Origin of the sequence: Neobacillus drentensis (genome assembly GCF_021560175.1) — a bacterium.
Taxonomy (GTDB): Bacteria; Bacillota; Bacilli; order Bacillales; family Cytobacillaceae; genus Neobacillus; species Neobacillus drentensis_A.
Map to the genome: position 1 here is coordinate 1,658,580 of NZ_CP091110.1, position 19,010 is coordinate 1,677,589.

The following is a 19,010-nucleotide window of genomic DNA, read 5'->3' on the forward strand; positions in this document are numbered from 1 at the left end:
AGGGGTTCTGACATGAGCTTTGAAAATTATACATATAAAAGGCCAAATCTCGATGAAGTTACAGCCAAGTTTGATGAAGTATTAGAGGGCTTTAAAAATGCGGACACAGTTGAGGCACAAAGCGGGTTTATGAACGAAATTAATCAACTTCGAAATGATCTTGGCACCATGTTTAATCTTTGTTATATTCGCCACTCTATTGATACCACTAATGAGTTTTATAAGGAAGAACAAGATTATATGGATGAAATTCAGCCTGAAGTGGAGGGCTTGGTGACTAAGTATTACCAAGAATTAGTTGGCTCGAAGTTTCGCGCTGAGTTAGAAAAAAAGTGGGGAACGCAACTTTTTGCCTTAGCGGAGGGACAGTTAAAAACCTTTAAGCCTGAAATTGTTTCCTTACTACAAAAGGAAAACCGGCTGTCAACGGAATACACAAAACTGCTTGCCTCAGCTAAGATAAATTTTGAAGGGGAGGAAAGAACACTTGCCCAATTAGACCCCTTCACCGAATCTAGGGATCGTGAGATGAGAAAAAGAGCAAGTGAAGCAAAATTTGGATTTTTTGCCGAACATGAAGAACAACTAGACCGAATTTATGATGATTTGGTCAAAGTAAGAACAGAGATTGCCCAATTTTTAGGGTTTAAAAACTTTGTTGAACTTGCCTATTATCGTATGATGAGAACCGATTATGATGCAAAAATGGTAGAAAAATTTCGTAATCAGGTAAAGGACTTCATTGTTCCAATAGCTACAAGGTTAAAAGAACGACAGCAAGAAAGAATTGGTGTAAATCAATTGAAATACTATGATGAAGGTTTTAATTTTCAATCTGGAAATGCTGTTCCAAAGGGTAATCCCGAATGGATTATTGAATACGGTCAAAAAATGTACGAGGACCTTTCTAAAGAGACAGGCGTTTTCTTTAGCTATATGCAGGAAAATAATTTAATGGATCTTGTTGCTAAGAAAGGAAAAGCTGGTGGAGGCTATTGTACATTTATTGAGAATTATAAAGCTCCATTCATATTTTCAAATTTTAATGGAACATCTGGCGATATAGATGTCTTAACACATGAAGCTGGTCATGCCTTCCAAGTGTATTCCAGCCGTCATTTTGAAATTCCTGAATATTACTGGCCAACCTATGAATCCGCAGAAATCCATTCCATGAGTATGGAATTTTTCACATGGCCATGGATGGACTTATTCTTTAAAGAAGATACCGATAAATATAAGTTTACCCACTTAAGCAGCGCCTTGTTATTCCTTCCATACGGGGTTTCAGTAGATGAATTTCAGCACTGGGTTTATGAAAATCCTTCTGCATCACCTGCAGAACGAAAACAGAAATGGCGGGAAATTGAGAAAAAGTATTTACCACATAAAGATTATGATGGGAATGTCTATTTAGAGAACGGTGGCTTTTGGCAGCGTCAGGGTCATATTTATAATTCCCCTTTCTATTATATTGACTATACGCTTGCCCAAATTTGTGCTTTCCAATTCTGGAAGCGTTCGATCGAAAATAGCGAAGAGGCTTGGGCTGATTATGTTAAGCTCTGCAAGCTTGGCGGCAGTCTTTCTTTTACAAAACTTGTTAAGGCAGCTAACTTAATTTCACCTTTTGAAGACGGCTGTGTGGAGTCGGTTGTAGGTGTGATTGAAGAATGGCTAAATTCTGTTGAGGATCAAAAACTATAAAAAAAAGCGAAGCCGCTAAAATTGCGGCTTCGCTTTTTTTACGATTGACATGAGACTGCTTCAGAAACGACCTTTAATTCCCCATTTTCTAGGACAGCGACTAATTTTTTGGCATCAGGTTCTTCTAAAATAAAGTCAGCAATCTTATCCTCGAGCTGCTCTTGAATTACCCTGCGAAGTGGACGTGCGCCAAAAGCTGGGTGATAGCCTAGTTCAGCTAATTTTTCTTTTGTCTCTTTAGTAATACTGAATTCAATGTTTTGCTCAGTTAATGTTTTTTGTAAATCTTGTACCATTAATTCGACGATTGATAAGATATGCTCCTTATCAAGGGCATTAAATTCAATAATGCTGTCAAATCGGTTTAAGAATTCTGGCTTAAAGAAGCTGCCAAGGGAGTCAAGGATGCTTGCTTCCTCAATTGCATCACTAGCTCCAAACCCTACGTGAATGGTTTTGTGACTTACTCCTGCATTACTTGTCATAATAATGACTGTGTCTTTAAAGCTTACCACTCTTCCCTGACTGTCTGTAAGACGTCCATCTTCAAGTATTTGCAGGAACATATGCTGAACATCTGGATGGGCCTTTTCAATTTCATCTAATAAAATAATGCTATAAGGATTCCTGCGGACCTTCTCTGTTAGCTGTCCTGCCTCATCGTGGCCAATATAACCTGGAGGTGAACCGATTAATTTAGATACGCTGTGTTTTTCCATATATTCGCTCATATCGAGACGAACCATGGTATCCTTGCTGCCAAATAATTCTTCGGCAAGTGTTTTAGTTAGCTCAGTTTTACCAACCCCAGTCGGACCAACAAACAGGAACGATCCAATTGGACGATACTTCGATTTTAAGCCAGCACGGCTTCGTCTGATCGCCTTCGCTACTTTTTTAACCGCCTTTTCCTGACCGATAACCTTTTTATTGAGATTAGCTTCTAATTCTCGCATTTTAAGCTGTTCATCTTGCTGTAGTTTGCCAACTGGAATTTTTGTTTTTTCTTCAATGATTTCTTGAATATGAGAGACCGTTACAACAGGTCGGCTTCCAGTTGGGTCTGCATTTACTGTCTTTTCTAGTTTTGCTTCCTCATCACGGAGTACAGCTGCCTTCTCGTATTGTTCATTTTTGAGTGCTTCTTCTTTTTCGTGCGCAATCTCTTTTAAACGTTGTTCCACTTTTTCCGTGTTTTTGTCCTCTAAAGTAAGATTTAATTTAGAGCCGGCTTCGTCTAGTAAATCAATGGCTTTATCCGGTAAGAAGCGGTCTTGGATATAACGTTGGGACAACTGTACACAAGCGTGAATGGCTTCCTCAGAATAAGTGACGTTGTGATAGTCTTCATATTTCTTTTGAATACCTTTTAAAATTTCAATTGCTGCTTCGGGTGTAGGCTCAAGAACATGAATAGGCTGGAAGCGTCGTTCTAGGGCAGAGTCTTTTTCAATTTGTCGATATTCTTTCAACGTGGTAGCACCGACTACTTGTAACTCGCCTCTTGCAAGAGCTGGCTTTAAGATATTCCCTGCGTCCATGGAACCTTCAGCAGAACCGGCACCAACAAGTAGATGAATCTCATCAATGAAAAGAATGATATTTTTTCGATTCTGTAGTTCTGAGATTAACTGTTTCATTCTTTCTTCAAATTGACCACGGATACCGGTATTTGCAACAAGTGAAGCAACATCTAATAAGTAAATTTCTTTATTGCGTAATTTACCAGGGACATCACCGCTTGCAATTTTCAATGCTAAACCTTCTGCAATTGCCGTTTTTCCGACACCTGGTTCACCAATTAAGACAGGATTATTTTTATTTCTTCTATTTAGAATTTCAATTACCCGGTTAATTTCTTCATCACGACCAATGACTGGGTCAATTAAACCTGCCTTTGCCATTGTGCTAAGATTTCTTCCAAACTGATCGATAAAACCGTTATGACTATTATGACTGTCCTCGTTTGGAGATGTCTGGTCCATCATTGCATCATTTTGTGGGAATCCTTTTGCAGTAAAAAAGTTATCAAATGGGAAGTTAGAAAATGAACTCATATTTGAACCAAATCCAGCTCCTAGGGATTGCTTTTCTTTGGCATAGCATTCGTGGCAGAGTTTCATTTCCTTACGTTGTCCATTGAAATTTAAGTTTAATTGTACATTGGCCTGATTTTGCTGGCATTGTTGACAAAGCATAAGCAAATTACCTCCTAGTATATATAAATTATTTAAAGTTTGACTTTGACTATATTTGACCTTATGAACATAGTATACTCTGACCTTTTTTGACTTTCAAGTAGTTTGTTTATAGAAATGATTACCAAAGACAGCGTAAATCTCTTTCCTTAAACATGAAAAAGCTCGTCTTTGTTTGTCCCTTGTCTCATATATTGATGATAAGGGGGAGATGAGGTGAAGAAGAATTGGACTCAAGCTTTTCAAATTGCTGCAGTTTATGTGGGAACTGTAGTAGGGGCCGGATTTGCGACAGGAAAAGAAATTGTTGAGTTTTTTTCTCGATTTGGTTTCTTCGGTCTACTCAGTATAATCATGAGCGGATATCTTTTTATTGCTTTGGGTTCGAAGCTTATGAGGATGGCCGCCTATATAGATGCAAAATCGTACCAAGAGTTTAATGCGTATTTATTTGGAAAATGGCCAAGCCGTATTATCAATGTTTTCATGCTCTTTATGTTACTTGGTGTTAGTGCTGTGATGCTTTCAGGCGCAGGGGCAGTGTTTGAGGAACAATTGGGTCTATCGAAGAACGTCGGTGTGTTTCTGACGATTATTCTTTCAATACTAGTGATGTTAGTAGGTACAAAAGGGCTATTTGCAGTTAATACGTTTGTAGTTCCTTTAATGATTAGTTTTAGTTTAATCCTGATGGTCTTTTCAATACAGTTACCGAATTTTATGGATCAATTATTATTTATCCCTCATGCTGACGATGGCTGGAAAAGTGTAGTGGCTCCTTTTTCTTATGTTGCATTGAATCTTGGGCTTGCTCAGGCCGTCCTAGTACCAATTGCAACGGAGGTAAAAGAGGATTGGACGATTAAATGGGGGGGGATTCTTGGAGGTGCTGCGTTAACCTTAATTTTATGTGCGAGTCATTTTACTTTAATCATGCTGCCCGATCTAGACATGTACAATATTCCAATGGCGATTGTCATGAAAAAATTGGCACCATTCCTATATTGGATTTATGTTCTTGTGATTTATGGAGAAATTTTCACATCAGTAATTGGAAATGTCTTTGGGCTTGATCGTCAATTGAAGCAATATTTATCGATTCCTACTATTGTTTCCGTCGCGGCGATTTTTTTAGTTTCCTATCTGATAAGTCTTGTGAACTATGGTACGTTACTATCCTATTTATATCCGTTGTTTGGGTATATCTGCATGACCTTTTTTATATTACTGTGGATGAAGCCCTTTCACATCGATAAAAAATAAATAAACAGCTGTCACCGGACAGCTGTTCTTATGTTAATGGCTTAATCATAAAAATCATTATATCAAAAATGAGATGTGAGACAATAACAAGCGGCATGCTTCTTTTCCAATAATATAGTCCTCCCCAGGCAGTTCCTGACAGAAAGGCTACAAAAACCAATAAGAAAGAACCTGAATACATATGAACGGATGCGTAAAGAGCTGCACCAAGTAAAATGCTCCAAATAGGTTTGAAATACTTTAAAAGACTTTTTTGAATAAATCCGCGCCAGAAAAGTTCTTCTCCTGGTGCCGCAACTAATATAAGGGCAATATACTGCCAAAAAGCGTTCGGCGCATACCAACGGTACAATTTCTTAATGGATTTTTCAAAAGGAAGATCCATTATTTGGATAGTTTTAAATCCAAACCAAAAAATAAAATATAATATGAAACCTGATAAAGCTCCGAAAAATATATATTTGGCAAATGATGCCTCATCATCCACTTCTCCTTGGAACATGGCATAGGCAATGAGAATAAGGATTGATCCTGAAAAAATATACCAAAATATTGTTTTATCATGGAATGAAAAATAGATAAGTGCATGTGCGATGATGAAACCAAGAATAAGTCGTATATCTAGGAAGCGCTTTTCCATCCTAACTAGCTCCTTTTTTACAATCAATAAAATTCATTTTAACAAAGATGTTTTTTAAAAGGAAATGATTTCTTTAAACATTTTATCCAATTTTGCTGATAAGAACGTATCCCCAGGTAAAAATAAAGAGGAAGGGAAAGGAGTGAGTTAGTTGAGTAAATCTAAAAGCCAACAAGAACGGGAATGGACAGTTCGGAAACAGGATCAGAATCCCCATGGCAAAGTGAAGTCTTTAAAGCAGATTTCTAAAGAAACAGATCAGGGAAGATAAATAAAAAATCTCGCCATTGGCGAGATATCTCTTGTCACAATAGAAATGGCAGTCAATCTCTGCCATTTCTACCAATCTATTACTTAATAAGCGCTTTCTTTTATCACTTTATAGTTTTTATGATTTACCACTGTACGCTGATCCAATTCGAGGTCACGATAATTATCCATAAGTGTTAGGTCGACTATAACAGAGTTTTCATTTACCTTTTCCACTATCCCTTTCAGGCCACCGCGAAATTCAATGATATTTCCTACTTCTGCTTTTTTCATTAGTCTCTCTCCTTTGCTCTTAAAAACTATTAATGAATGTTTATATAACAGTTTGCACTAACTTTTTCATTTCGTAAAGGCTTTTATTTGTAAATTATGTTAATTATTTTGAATTAGTATAGTTTATGAAGTTTCGGTAAAAAAAGAATCGGAAACGCTTACAAAATCTGGGTAGAGAATAAGTCTTATTTCCATTAAAATAAAGGGTGAAGGTGGTGCATTATGAAGGAAGAATTAGTAAAAGAGATATTAGATAAACTTATGACAGGGGAACTTTCTGAGTATTATGTGAGCAATCAAGAGTTTATGGATTTTAGAAAGGTATTAGTGAGCAGGAAGGATTTTAAACATTTCCGTGGAATCGGGCAGCGTGGCGGAGATGTCCTTTATCAATATCTTAAAGAACCAAGAAGTTAGTGAGCCCTGAAGAAAGACTGTAAAGAACAATAAGATAAAGAAGAGGGGAGACTGCCAGTGGAAACTTATATTTTGTCATTAGATCAGGGAACAACGAGTTCACGGGCGATTTTATTTAATCAACGTGGAGAAATTGTACATACAGCTCAAAAGGAATTCACGCAACTCTTTCCTAAACCAGGCTGGGTTGAGCATAACGCAAACGAAATTTGGGGATCGATTTTGTCGGTTATTGCGGTTGTTTTATCAGAAACAGGAGTTAAACCAGAACAAATCGCAGGTATTGGGATTACGAATCAGCGGGAAACAACGGTGGTCTGGGATAGAGAAACGGGAGAGCCTATTTACCATGCCGTTGTTTGGCAGTCACGGCAGACAAGTGATATTTGTGAGGAATTAAAAGCCAGGGGTTATAACGATTTATTCCGGCAAAAAACAGGTTTACTCATTGATGCTTACTTTTCCGGTACCAAGGTTAAATGGATTCTTGATCATGTAGAGGGGGCACGTGAAAAGGCAACTCAAGGAAAACTGCTATTTGGAACGATTGATACATGGCTGATCTGGAAGCTTTCTGGCGGAAAGGCACATGTAACCGATTATTCAAATGCCTCACGAACGTTAATGTTTAATATCTTTGAGCTGAAGTGGGATGATGAATTATTAACGATTTTAGACGTCCCAAAATCGATGCTGCCAGATGTCCGTCCCTCGTCAGAAATTTATGCCACTACTATAGATAGTCATTTTTTTGGTAAAGAGGTACCAATCGCTGGAGTGGCAGGTGACCAGCAGGCAGCACTATTTGGCCAGGCGTGTTTTGAAAAGGGGATGGCGAAAAATACCTATGGCACAGGCTGTTTTATGTTAATGAATACCGGCAGTAAGGCGGTTCGTTCGGAACATGGGTTATTAACTACCATCGCCTGGGGGATCAACGGGACGGTGGAATATGCACTTGAAGGCAGTATCTTTGTAGCGGGGTCAGCCATTCAATGGCTTCGGGACGGATTAAGAATGATAAAAGAAGCAAGAGAAAGCGAAAGATATGCTGAGACGGTAAAATCAACCGACGGGGTGTACGTAGTGCCTGCATTTGTCGGGCTTGGCACACCGTATTGGGATAGTGATGTAAGTGGGGCTGTTTTTGGTTTAACCCGTGGGACCACGAAAGAACATTTTGTCCGGGCAACACTTGAATCACTTGCCTATCAAACAAAAGACGTATTATCCGCAATGGAGGCGGATTCCGGGATTGAATTAACAACACTTAGGGTTGATGGCGGAGCAGTCAAAAATGATTTTTTAATGATGTTCCAAAGTGACATACTAAATGTTCCTGTTGAAAGACCTATCGTGAACGAAACCACTGCTCTCGGTGCTGCTTACCTAGCTGGGCTGGCGGTAGGTTTCTGGAGCAGTAAGGAAGAAATCTCGAAACAGTGGGCAACTGATCGGAAATTCATCCCGCAGATGCCATATGAAGACAGAGATTCCTTATATAATGGCTGGAAAAAGGCAGTCAAAGCTGCGATGACTTTTAAATAAATATCAGGGAAGACCACAAAAGCATCTTTTAATAAGGCAGCATTTTGTGGTCTTTTATTATTATCCTTAATATATGGGCATAAGCCTTAATAGATAACAAACAGGAGTGAGGAACCATGAAATTTTCTAATTTACATCGTGAAGAAATACAGCAGACACTGCGAAGCGGTTATTATGATGTTTTAGTTATAGGGGGGGGGATAACAGGTGCTGGAATCGCATTGGATGCTGTCTCAAGGGGAATGAAGACGGCATTAGTGGAGATGCAGGATTTTGCAGCTGGCACCTCAAGCAGGTCAACAAAATTAGTTCATGGTGGATTACGCTACTTAAAACAATGGGAAGTCAAAATTGTTGCCGAAGTAGGGAAGGAAAGAGCCATTGTATATGAAAATGGACCCCATGTGACAACCCCGGAATGGATGCTTCTTCCCATTTATAAAGGCGGAACCTTTGGCATGTTCACCACTTCGCTTGGTCTGCGCCTATATGATTTCTTGGCAAAGGTAAAAAAATCAGAGCGGCGGAGCATGTTAACAGCGGCAGAAACGATGATCAAGGAACCTCTAATTAGGAAGTCTGGTTTAAAAGGAGGCGGGTATTATGTTGAATATCGCACGGATGACGCGCGGTTAACAATAGAGGTAATAAAAGCGGCATTTGAAAAAGGCACAATCGCGAGTAACTATACTAAAATAGTAGAACTTATATATAAAAATAATAAAATTTGCGGGGTGGTAGCAAAGGACCTAATGAGTGGGGAAACATTTAAGATTAGAGCCAAAAAAGTGGTCAATGCAGCTGGTCCATGGGTGGATACGATACGACAAATGGACCAATCAAAGGCTGGGAAGACGCTGCAGCTTTCTAAAGGTGTCCATCTGGTTATTGACCAATCCCGATTCCCTTTAAAACAGTCTGTTTATTTTGACACGCCTGATGGCCGGATGATGTTTGCCATTCCCCGTGAGGGTAAAACGTATGTTGGCACGACTGATACCTTTTATGATGAAGATATCGTTCATCCCCATATTACAGTTAAAGACTGCTACTATATTATTAACGCTATCCATTACATGTTCCCTGATGTAAATATTAACTTAAGTGACATCGAGTCAAGCTGGGCAGGGGTTCGGCCACTGATCCATGAGGCGGGGAAAAATCCCTCCGATATTTCAAGGAAAGATGAAATATGGAAATCCGATTCTGGATTAATCACCATTGCAGGGGGGAAACTAACAGGTTACCGAAAAATGGCAGAGACGGTTGTAGATTTGGTAGCAGAACAATTTTATGCTGAAGAAAGAGTAAAATATCCAGGCAGCCAGACAAAAGTAATGCCGATTTCAGGTGGAGCTGTAGGAGGTTCCAAGAATTTTGAAGCCTATATTAAAGAGTCGAGTACAAAAGGGGTCAAAGCAGGATTAACAATCCAAGAAGGAGAGAAATTAACCAGATTGTACGGAGCGAACGCTGGCACTGTGTTTCATTTATTGGAAAAAAATCAAGAGGATGTAAACAAATATGGGCTGCCTCCGTCACTATTTGCTAAGCTGGTCTATGGAATCGAGGAGGAAATGACAGTTACACCAATTGACTTCTTTTATCGTCGGACCGGAGCAATCCTGTTTAATATCGATTTAGTGAACAAGTGGAAAAAACAAGTTATAGCCTATATGGGAATGCGTTTTAATTGGACAGATCACGATAAGAAGAACTATTCTCAAGAGTTAGAAGAAGCTTTAAAGGCCGCAGTATTCCCTGAAGATAGAGAAGAAGTTTAAAAATATCATAAGTATACTCTTCCAGCTGTCTGTGCTTTAGACAGCTTTCTTCTTTTTTACCAATAAAATCTTTAGGTGAATGCGGATGTTATTGGCAGATTATAAATGTTTTTGACAGATTTGTGAACATTTCAAAAACCTAAACATAAGTATTGTCTGAAAAAGGAGAAAATGTTATTCTTGCATGTATGAAATAATCGCTTATCTAAAATAAAAATACTGTATGATTGTTTTTATATTTGGAAAAATAAAGCGAAATGAACTAAATTTACTTACTAGTCGTTTAGCTTCTTAGTTGACTAAATGATTAGAAATGTTTATTTTAGTTAAGGCAAGTTTTATTCTTACTATTTATAAAGGAGTTTGATTGAGCATGGCAGAAAAACAATTTAAAGTAGTTGCAGAAACAGGGATTCACGCAAGACCAGCGACTTTATTAGTACAAACAGCTAGCAGATTTGATTCTGAAATCACTTTAGAATATAAAGGGAAAACCGTAAATCTAAAATCTATTATGGGTGTTATGTCTCTAGGTGTAGGCCAAGGCGCAGACATTAAAATTGCAGCAGAAGGCAACGATGCTAACGATGCATTACAAGCACTTGAAGATACAATGAAAAAAGAAGGATTGGCTGAATAATGACTTTTTTAAAGGGTATTGCTGCTTCAAACGGTATTGCAATCGCGAAGGCATACCGTCTTGTTGAACCGGATTTATCGTTTGAAAAAAAATCAGTTGAAGATGTAACTGCTGAAGTAGAACGATTCCGAAAAGCGATGGAAATTTCAAAATCTGAACTTGAAGCAATTCGTGATAAGGCTCGAGTAGACCTTGGCGCCGACAAAGCAGCGATTTTTGAAGCGCATCTTCTAGTTCTAAGCGATCCGGAACTAAATGCACCGATTGAAGACAAAATTCAATCTGATCAAGTCAATGCAGAATTTGCTTTAAAAGAAACAGCAGATATGTTCGTTATGATGTTTGAGCAAATGGATAACGAATATATGAAAGAGCGGGCAGCGGATATTCGTGATGTAACCAAGCGTGTACTTGCGCATTTGTTAGGCGTTCAGCTTGTTAATCCAAGCATGATTGCCGAAGAGGTTATTATTATTGCAGAGGATTTAACTCCTTCTGACACAGCCCAATTAAATCGTAATTTTGTAAAAGGTTTTACAACTAATATCGGCGGACGTACATCACATTCAGCTATTATGGCACGTTCACTTGAAATTCCAGCTGTTGTCGGTACCAAAACAGCGACAGAGGAAATTAACAATGGCGATCTTGTAATTGTTGATGGACTAACAGGGGAAGTACATATTAATCCAACCCCTGAACTTGTTGAACAATATCGTAAAACCCATGAAGAATATGAACTACAAAAAGCGGAATGGGCTAAGCTTGTGAATGAACCAACTATCTCTGCTGATGGCCATCATGTTGAATTGGCAGCTAATATTGGTACACCTAACGATTTAAAGGGTGTTATTTCTAATGGCGGCGAGGGTGTTGGTTTATATCGAACAGAATTCCTTTATATGGGACGTGACCAGCTTCCAACTGAGGAAGAACAGTTCGAATCTTATAAAGCTGTTCTAGAAGGCATGGCAGGCAAGCCTGTCGTTGTTCGGACATTGGATATTGGCGGGGATAAAGAACTGCCATATTTAGACTTACCAAAAGAGATGAATCCATTCTTGGGCTTCCGGGCGATACGTCTATGTTTGGAAGAGCAAGATATTTTCCGGACACAGCTTCGTGCACTTTTACGAGCTAGCAGCTATGGGAATTTAAAAATTATGTTCCCAATGATCGCTACTTTAGACGAGTTCCGCTCTGCAAAGGCCATTCTTGAAGAGGAAAAAGCTAAGCTTCTATCAGAAGGTCAAACAGTGGCTGAAAAAATTGAGCTTGGAATCATGGTAGAAATTCCTTCTACTGCTGTTCTAGCTGATCAATTCGCTAAAGAAGTAGATTTCTTTAGTATTGGTACCAATGATTTGATTCAGTACACGATGGCTGCAGACCGTATGAATCAGCGTGTGTCCTACCTTTACCAGCCATACAGTCCATCCATCTTAAGACTAGTCAAGATGGTGATTGATGCTTCACATGCTGAAGGAAAATGGACAGGCATGTGCGGTGAAATGGCTGGAGATGAAACGGCCATTCCAGTCCTTCTTGGTTTAGGGCTTGATGAGTTCTCTATGAGTGCAACTTCTATTTTGAAGGCTCGTTCTCTTATTAGGAACTTGAAGAAATCCGATATGGAAAAATTGGCTCAAGAAGTGTTAAACATGCAAACTACCAGCCAAGTTATCGAAGCTGTTAATAATGCAACAAAGTAAAAAATGATAGAAAAAAGACCAACTGCGTATAGTTGGTCTTTTTTTTATATAAACACTTTGAAATATATAATATTATGTTCCTAAATTAGGAAAAATAAGGTATTATAAAGGGTATAAGGACCTTTTGTATTTAATTTTTTAATTATTTTATAGGTATAAAGAAGCGAAAATGTCCGATAAGTAAATGGGTCTAAAAGTACATATGATAATGATATGAGTCGGTGGAGGTGAATGGGAATGGAACAAAAACCGGTACACTATGATGGAAGTTCACAACTAGGCCAGGCAGCGGAAGCATTGGTTAATGAAACCTTTCAAATGACAGATGAAATGAGACTTAGCATTGGTCGGAATCCTTTCTCTTTGGATACAAACGAATAATGTAAGGTTAAAAAAAGGAATTTGCCGAATTTGGTAAATTCCTTTTTTGATTATAATCAGCCTTTTTGAATCATACTATAATGACTTTAAAATTAACATGAAAGGTGAATGAAAATGGCTAAAGTATTGTATATTACAGCTCACCCGCATGATGAAACACAGTCCTATAGTATGGCAGTAGGTAAGGCATTTATCAATGAATATAAACAAGTGAATCAGAATGATGAAATAATCCACATAGATCTTTATAAAGAAAATATCCCACATATTGATGCTGATGTCTTCAGTGGCTGGGGCAAACTTCGTTCAGGGCAGGGATTTGATCAACTCTCTGCTGATGAAAAAGCAAAAGTGGGAAGATTAAATGAACTAAGTGATCAGTTTGTAGCAGCCGATAAATATGTATTTGTTACGCCGCTATGGAATTTCTCTTTTCCGCCTATTATGAAAGCTTACCTTGATTCTGTTGCAGTAGCAGGAAAAACTTTTAAATACACTGAAAACGGACCAATTGGACTCTTACCGGATAAAAAGGCATTACACATCCAGGCGCGGGGCGGTTTTTATTCTGAGGGACCTGCTGCACAACTTGAAATGGGTCATCGCTACATCGGTGTTATGATGAGTTTCTTTGGTATACCAAGTCTTGAAGGGTTATTTGTTGAGGGGCATAATGCCATGCCGGAAAAGGCGCAGGAAATAAAAGAGAATGCCATTAACCGAGCAAAGGATTTAGCACACACATTTTAATCTAAATATGAAAATGAGACAGAAAACTGTCTCATTTCAGACTGTCGACAAATCCGAAAAAATTAAGGGTTTGTAGGCAGTCTTTTTTGTATAATTGGGATATAGATAATTTTTTTGAGGTGGATAAGATGTTAAGTAAGAATACACAGATAAATCGTGACCAATTAGAAATGATAGCTTTAGAACAACTTGTGCCGGCCAACCATTTAGTACGCAAGTTAGAAGCTTCTATTGATTTTTCATTTATCTATCCCCTGGTTCAAGAAATGTATTCTACTGAAAGAGGACGCCCAAGCATTGATCCTGTGATATTAATTAAGATGGCATTCATCCAATACACCTTCGGTATTCGATCTATGCGAAGAACTATTGAAGAAATCGAAACAAATTTGGCTTATCGTTGGTTCTTAGGCTTTGGATTTTATGATAAAGTGCCTCACTTCTCTACCTTCGGTAAAAATTACGAACGACGTTTTAAAGATACAGATTTATTTGAACAGATCTTCTATCGTATTTTGAAGGAAGCCTCTGATAAGAAATTGATTAGTAGCGAGCATGTATTTATAGATTCAACCCATGTAAAAGCAAGTGCAAATAAACATAAATTCGAGAAGAAATTAGTTAGAAAAGAAACGAAAGCATACGAAGCAAGACTACAAGAAGAGATTAATAAAGACCGTGAAGAACATGATAAAAAGCCATTTCCACCAGATAAGTTTGAGAAAGAGGAATTTAAGGAAATAAAAAAAAGTACTACTGACCCTGAGAGTGGTTATTACGTAAAAGACGAGCGTACGAAACAGTTCGCATACTCATTCCATGCGGCCGCTGATCGAAATGGTTTTGTATTAGGGGCAATTGTAACTCCTGGGAATGTCCATGATAGTGTCATTTTCGAACCACTATTGGAAAAGGTAATCGAGAAACAAGGAAAACCTTCTGCTGTTGCTGCTGATGCTGGATATAAAACACCTGCTATTGCCCAATACATATTTGAAAATGATATGACACCTGCTTTACCTTATACTCGCCCTCGTACGAAAGAGGGGTACATGAAAAAATATGAATATGTTTATGATGAATACTACGATTGTTATATCTGTCCGCAAGGACAAGTATTGAAGTATGCAACTACGACGAAGGAAGGCTACCGTCAATACTTCTCTAATCCGATTGAATGTGAAAAATGTCCCTTACTTTCAAAATGCACGCAGAGTAAGGAACATAAAAAACTCATTCAGCGTCATGTCTGGGAACACCATATAGAAGAAGCCGAATATCTTCGTTCGACACAAGAGAATAAAAGCATTTACGCAAAACGCAAAGAAACCATTGAACGTGTTTTTGCAGATGCCAAGGAAAAGCATGGTATGCGTTGGACAACCTTAAGAGGCCTAAAAAAATTGTCCATGCAAGCGATGCTTACTTTTGCTGCCATGAATTTAAAAAAGATGGCCAATTGGACTTGGATAAGTCCAGAAATGGCGTAGCAATAAGCATAGGATAGGCCTAACTTTTGCTCTTACGAGCAAAAAAACAACAAAAAGACACCCAGATTGGCACATCCGGATGCCTTTTGTCTACAATCTGAAATGAGACAGAAAACTGTCTCATTTTTCTATTGTTTTTCCAAGAGTTTCCTCCTAAAATAGATTTAAAAGGAGGGATGGAAGTCTTATGGAATCCCATTCATATAAGACAGGAAATGCCTATCTTGTATTCGGTGGTATAGTAAACGGAAGTTAAGTAGATATATTTTTCCACGGATCTACCTTTCTAAATGTTTATTACAAATGTATTTTGGCTAGGGTAAGAAAAAAGGGAGTGTTATGGATGAACAAGAAAATCCGACTAATAGGTACCTTTATCATAGGAGTCGTTTGTATTGGGTATTTAAGTGGCTGCGGCTTACTTTATTCAAATGAATTGATTGTCAACCGCTATGCAGACGCCCTACTTACAAAAAACAATGAACTGCAATTCCGATTCCGGATTAATAATGAAATATTAGATGGGCACCAATTATATAAAGTGAAGGTAACCATTCATGATGATAAACTAGCACGGGCTATTGGTAAAAGAGAGATTATTTATGGTGAAGAGCAAGTTCAAAACGGTGATTATTTAGAAACAAAAGGGCTTAGTGAGAAGTACATATTTATGGACCCGCTTCCGTTAAAAGAGGATCTAAATATACAGGAACTTCGCAATTTGATTGAGCGGGATCAGGCTGTTTCAATTGAAGTATTTAATGATAAAGAAGTATTGGGGCGTGCTTATTTAACAAATTTTTCTTCTGAGTTATAAACATGTTTAAGAACTATTTATATGGGACAATCTTAGTATGTGCATAAATTTGGAGATGGAGCACTAAGACCGGACGTTCAACGTACCGGTCTTATTTATGCTAATTTTGCGGAGAAATGGTAAAATGGAGAGAATTAGTTAAGGGAGGATGAGTTGATTTGTTAGTACCGGAAAATACAGTAATCGGTTTTATTGGAACAGGTGTAATGGGGAAAAGTATGGCAGGGCACTTATTAAAAGCTGGATATCCGTTAGTCGTCTATTCTAGAACAAAGGAAAAAGCGAATGAACTACTGGAAAATGGTGCTGAGTGGGCAGAAACCCCAAAAGCGGTCGCAGAAAAGGCCAATGTTATTTTTACAATCGTTGGTTACCCAACAGATGTCGATAACATTTACTTAGGTGAAAATGGGTTAATTCCAAATGGTAAAGCTGGTAGTTATTATATTGATATGACTACATCATCCCCGTCTTTAGCAGGGACTATTTTTGAAGCAGCCAAAACAAAAGGAATTCAAGCCATTGATGCTCCGGTTTCCGGAGGAGATGTGGGAGCTCGAGAGGCGACGCTCTCGATTATGGTCGGCGGTGAAAAGGAAGCTTTTGAAGCCGTTAAACCCTTATTTGAGCTTATTGGCAATAATATTGTTTATCAAGGGAAGGCCGGGGCTGGTCAACATACCAAAATGTCAAACCAAATTGCGATTGCATCAAACATGATTGGTGTTTGTGAAGCCATCATTTATGCAGAGAAAGCAGGATTAGATCCTGAAAATGTTTTAAAAAGTATTTCTACTGGAGCAGCAGGAAGCTGGTCTCTAAGCAACCTTGCTCCGAGAATGTTAAAGGGTAATTTTGAACCTGGATTTTACATAAAACATTTCATTAAAGATATGAATATTGCTTTAGCGGAAGCTGAGAGAATGGATATGCAAGTACCTGGTTTGTCATTGGCAAGATCATTGTACGAGCAATTAGCAGAAATGGGTGAAGAGAATAGCGGTACACAAGCACTATATAAATATTGGAAAAACAAATAGTGTGTGGCCATTTTTTGGCTCGAATAAATTAAACCTGACTTCAAGAAACTAATTCTTGATAGGAGGGATTATGATGGCTAAACGGACAAAAAAGAATGATCCACAGCAAAAAAATAAAAAAGGCTTTGACTCGGCAGTATTAAATGAAGAATTTGCCCATGAAATGGGTTCTGCTGCTACTAATAAAATCCACAAAGATAAAGCGAAGAAAGAAAAAGCCTCTAAAAATAACGGTAAATATAAAGGACAGTAACGAAAAGCGAAAGCGCCCGTTTAGCGGCGTATGGCCTGGAGTGATTCGACTGAGATAAAGTCAACACGAAGAGCGAAAGCTTTTTCGTGTTGACTTATCGTAGGGAGAAACGCGAAGGACACTAGCCGCAGGGTGCTGGAGCTGGACCATTCTCAAAGTTAAAGCGTTTCTTTTCACAATAAAACCCTAACAAGTCTTGTGGGGCACTGAAAAAAACCTTTAGTTAAGAATCTTAAAGTAACAACAAAAAAGGTATAATTCTCTTAAACCATGAGAAATTATACCTTTTTAATTTAGACTAAGTAAAAGAACCCTGTTGATTGGAGCGGAAGGCGGCGAAGACTCCTCGAAAATGCTATCGCATTTCCTTCGTGCGTGGGCGGATTCGAGGATGAAAATTCAAAGTCCTGCGGGAGTACGGGACAGGGGAGACCCCGCAGGCGCTTACGCGCCGAGGAGGCTCCCCGGCACGCCCGTGGAAAGCGAAGCCGCCTGGAGCGGAAATCAGCAGCCAAAGTATATACACAACAAACATTTAAGAGGCTTTTTCAGCACCCTCACAAGTCTTGTGGGGGTTTTATATAGTAACCTTATTTCCATTGTTTGAAGAAGGATTCCATTTTGTTAAGTCCCCGTTCTAAATCCGCCATCGAACAAGCAAACGATAATCGGAAGAAACCTTCTCCATATTCAGAAAATGCACTGCCCGGAACGACGGCAACCTTGGTATCAAGAGCAAGCTTTAGGGCAAAATCAAAACTGTTTAATGGAATAGCGTCTGGGATTTTTACAAAAAAGTAAAAGGCCCCATCAGGCTTCACCACCTCCAGTCCCATACCGGTTAAACGGTTATGAACATACTCTCTTCTTTTGCTATACTCCTCTTTCATTACAACGGCATCATTGATACCAGCCGTCAAGGCCTCATACGCGGCTTTCTGGGCGATGGAATTTGCACAAGACACATTATACTGGTGAACCTTTAAAATATGTTTGGTGAGGTATTCAGGGGCAAATAAAAAACCAATTCTCCAGCCTGTCATCGAATGTGATTTTGATAAACCGTTAATGACAATCGTTTTCTCTTTAATAAAGCTGGCGATTGAAGTATGTTTTTGCTCAAAGGTAAGTTCACTGTAGATTTCATCTGCAAGGATAAAGATGTCCTTCTCTTTTATAAAATCGGCAATTTCTTTTAATTCACTTCTAGATAGACTCACACCGGTAGGATTAGAAGGATAAGGCAGAACAATACAGCGCGTTTTGTCCGTAATATATGGTTTAATCATTTCTAATGTAAACCGGAATTGGTTTTTTCGAATATCAACGTGCACTGGGACGGCGCCCATCATCCGAATAATCGGCTCATAGCCTGGATAAATAGGTCCGGGCAATAAAACCTCCGCTTCTTCTCCAAGAATCGTCCGGAAAGCAATATCAATCGCTTCGCTAGCACCCATCGTAACAATGACTTCTGAATCTGCTTTGTAGTGTAAATTATATTTTTTTTCAACAAATTCGCATGCTGCTTTTCTTAATTCAAGCGTACCAGCATTATGAGTATAGGAGGTAAAGTCCTCTTCAATTGCCCGAATTCCTGCTGCTTTTACATGGTCAGGAGTAGGGAAATCTGGCTGTCCAATTGTAAAGGATATAAGGTCTTCCATATCTGCGACCAGATTAGAGAATTTTCTAATTCCAGAGATTTCGATATTCTTAACGCTTTTATTTATTAAGTGGTCCATTATGTACATCCTTCCGCGATACAATAATTATCATGATTATAGACTATTTTGGGGGTGAATTTCTACCATTCCCGTCTTTTCA

General features: G+C 38.6%; 18 protein-coding genes. 14 read left to right on the plus strand and 4 right to left on the minus strand.

Features of this window, described 5'->3' with window-relative positions; translation table 11 throughout:
- Positions 1–12 precede the first annotated feature (12 nt).
- Complete coding sequence (locus L1999_RS07695; RefSeq protein WP_235743014.1) at positions 13–1,707, plus strand: M3 family oligoendopeptidase; 1,695 nt, start codon at positions 13–15, stop codon at positions 1,705–1,707.
- Between the two features lie 38 nt (positions 1,708–1,745).
- Here L1999_RS07695 and L1999_RS07700 read toward each other — a convergent pair whose 3' ends face one another.
- Positions 1,746–3,905, minus strand: a complete 2,160-nt coding sequence (locus tag L1999_RS07700) for an ATP-dependent Clp protease ATP-binding subunit (protein WP_235743015.1) — start codon at positions 3,903–3,905, stop codon at positions 1,746–1,748.
- Between the two features lie 216 nt (positions 3,906–4,121).
- Between L1999_RS07700 and L1999_RS07705 the strand changes: the two genes are divergently transcribed.
- Positions 4,122–5,168 (plus strand): YkvI family membrane protein, encoded by a 1,047-nt coding sequence (locus L1999_RS07705; RefSeq protein ID WP_235743016.1) that lies wholly within the window; start codon positions 4,122–4,124, stop codon positions 5,166–5,168.
- 28 nt (positions 5,169–5,196) lie between these two features.
- On the opposite strand, the gene L1999_RS07710 is transcribed toward L1999_RS07705, so the two are convergent.
- Positions 5,197–5,808, minus strand: a complete 612-nt coding sequence (locus tag L1999_RS07710) for a CPBP family intramembrane glutamic endopeptidase (protein WP_235743017.1) — start codon at positions 5,806–5,808, stop codon at positions 5,197–5,199.
- A 151-nt stretch (positions 5,809–5,959) separates the two neighbouring features.
- Here L1999_RS07710 and L1999_RS07715 point away from each other — a divergent pair, with 151 nt between their 5' ends.
- Entirely contained in the window at positions 5,960–6,079 is a 120-nt protein-coding gene (locus L1999_RS07715) for a DUF6254 family protein (protein WP_235743018.1), read from the plus strand.
- An 83-nt stretch (positions 6,080–6,162) separates the two neighbouring features.
- Here L1999_RS07715 and L1999_RS07720 read toward each other — a convergent pair whose 3' ends face one another.
- A complete protein-coding gene (locus L1999_RS07720; RefSeq protein WP_215040594.1) occupies positions 6,163–6,351 on the minus strand; it encodes a YkvS family protein in 189 nt (62 codons plus the stop codon).
- Between the two features lie 222 nt (positions 6,352–6,573).
- Here L1999_RS07720 and L1999_RS07725 point away from each other — a divergent pair, with 222 nt between their 5' ends.
- From L1999_RS07725 to L1999_RS07775, 11 genes are all read left to right on the plus strand, one after another.
- Entirely contained in the window at positions 6,574–6,768 is a 195-nt protein-coding gene (locus tag L1999_RS07725) for a hypothetical protein (RefSeq protein ID WP_235743019.1), read from the plus strand.
- 57 nt (positions 6,769–6,825) lie between these two features.
- Positions 6,826–8,316, plus strand: a complete 1,491-nt coding sequence (glpK, locus tag L1999_RS07730) for a glycerol kinase GlpK (protein WP_235743020.1) — start codon at positions 6,826–6,828, stop codon at positions 8,314–8,316.
- Between the two features lie 116 nt (positions 8,317–8,432).
- Positions 8,433–10,100 (plus strand): glycerol-3-phosphate dehydrogenase/oxidase, encoded by a 1,668-nt coding sequence (locus L1999_RS07735; RefSeq protein WP_235743021.1) that lies wholly within the window; start codon positions 8,433–8,435, stop codon positions 10,098–10,100.
- Positions 10,101–10,473: 373 nt separating this feature from the next.
- Complete coding sequence (locus tag L1999_RS07740; RefSeq protein WP_215040598.1) at positions 10,474–10,740, plus strand: phosphocarrier protein HPr; 267 nt, start codon at positions 10,474–10,476, stop codon at positions 10,738–10,740.
- The gene (gene ptsP, locus L1999_RS07745) at positions 10,740–12,452 is read left to right on the plus strand and encodes a phosphoenolpyruvate--protein phosphotransferase (RefSeq protein ID WP_235743022.1); all 1,713 of its coding nucleotides are present in this window, start codon (positions 10,740–10,742) and stop codon (positions 12,450–12,452) included. Before L1999_RS07740 ends, ptsP begins: the two co-directional genes overlap by 1 nt.
- Positions 12,453–12,689: 237 nt before the next feature.
- Entirely contained in the window at positions 12,690–12,833 is a 144-nt protein-coding gene (locus L1999_RS07750) for a hypothetical protein (RefSeq protein WP_235743023.1), read from the plus strand.
- A 114-nt stretch (positions 12,834–12,947) separates the two neighbouring features.
- Complete coding sequence (locus L1999_RS07755; protein ID WP_235743024.1) at positions 12,948–13,583, plus strand: FMN-dependent NADH-azoreductase; 636 nt, start codon at positions 12,948–12,950, stop codon at positions 13,581–13,583.
- Positions 13,584–13,711: 128 nt separating this feature from the next.
- Positions 13,712–15,073 (plus strand): IS1182 family transposase, encoded by a 1,362-nt coding sequence (locus L1999_RS07760; protein ID WP_235739642.1) that lies wholly within the window; start codon positions 13,712–13,714, stop codon positions 15,071–15,073.
- A gap of 343 nt (positions 15,074–15,416) precedes the next feature.
- The gene (locus tag L1999_RS07765; protein ID WP_235743025.1) at positions 15,417–15,890 is read left to right on the plus strand and encodes a hypothetical protein; all 474 of its coding nucleotides are present in this window, start codon (positions 15,417–15,419) and stop codon (positions 15,888–15,890) included.
- A 158-nt stretch (positions 15,891–16,048) separates the two neighbouring features.
- Positions 16,049–16,930, plus strand: coding sequence for an NAD(P)-dependent oxidoreductase (locus tag L1999_RS07770; RefSeq protein ID WP_235743026.1), 882 nt, complete (start codon positions 16,049–16,051; stop codon positions 16,928–16,930).
- A gap of 73 nt (positions 16,931–17,003) precedes the next feature.
- Positions 17,004–17,183: a hypothetical protein gene (locus L1999_RS07775; RefSeq protein ID WP_215040604.1), complete on the plus strand. Its 180-nt coding sequence runs from the start codon at positions 17,004–17,006 to the stop codon at positions 17,181–17,183.
- Between the two features lie 590 nt (positions 17,184–17,773).
- Here L1999_RS07775 and L1999_RS07780 read toward each other — a convergent pair.
- Complete coding sequence (locus L1999_RS07780; RefSeq protein WP_235743027.1) at positions 17,774–18,928, minus strand: aminotransferase A; 1,155 nt, start codon at positions 18,926–18,928, stop codon at positions 17,774–17,776.
- Positions 18,929–19,010: the final 82 nt, after the last annotated feature.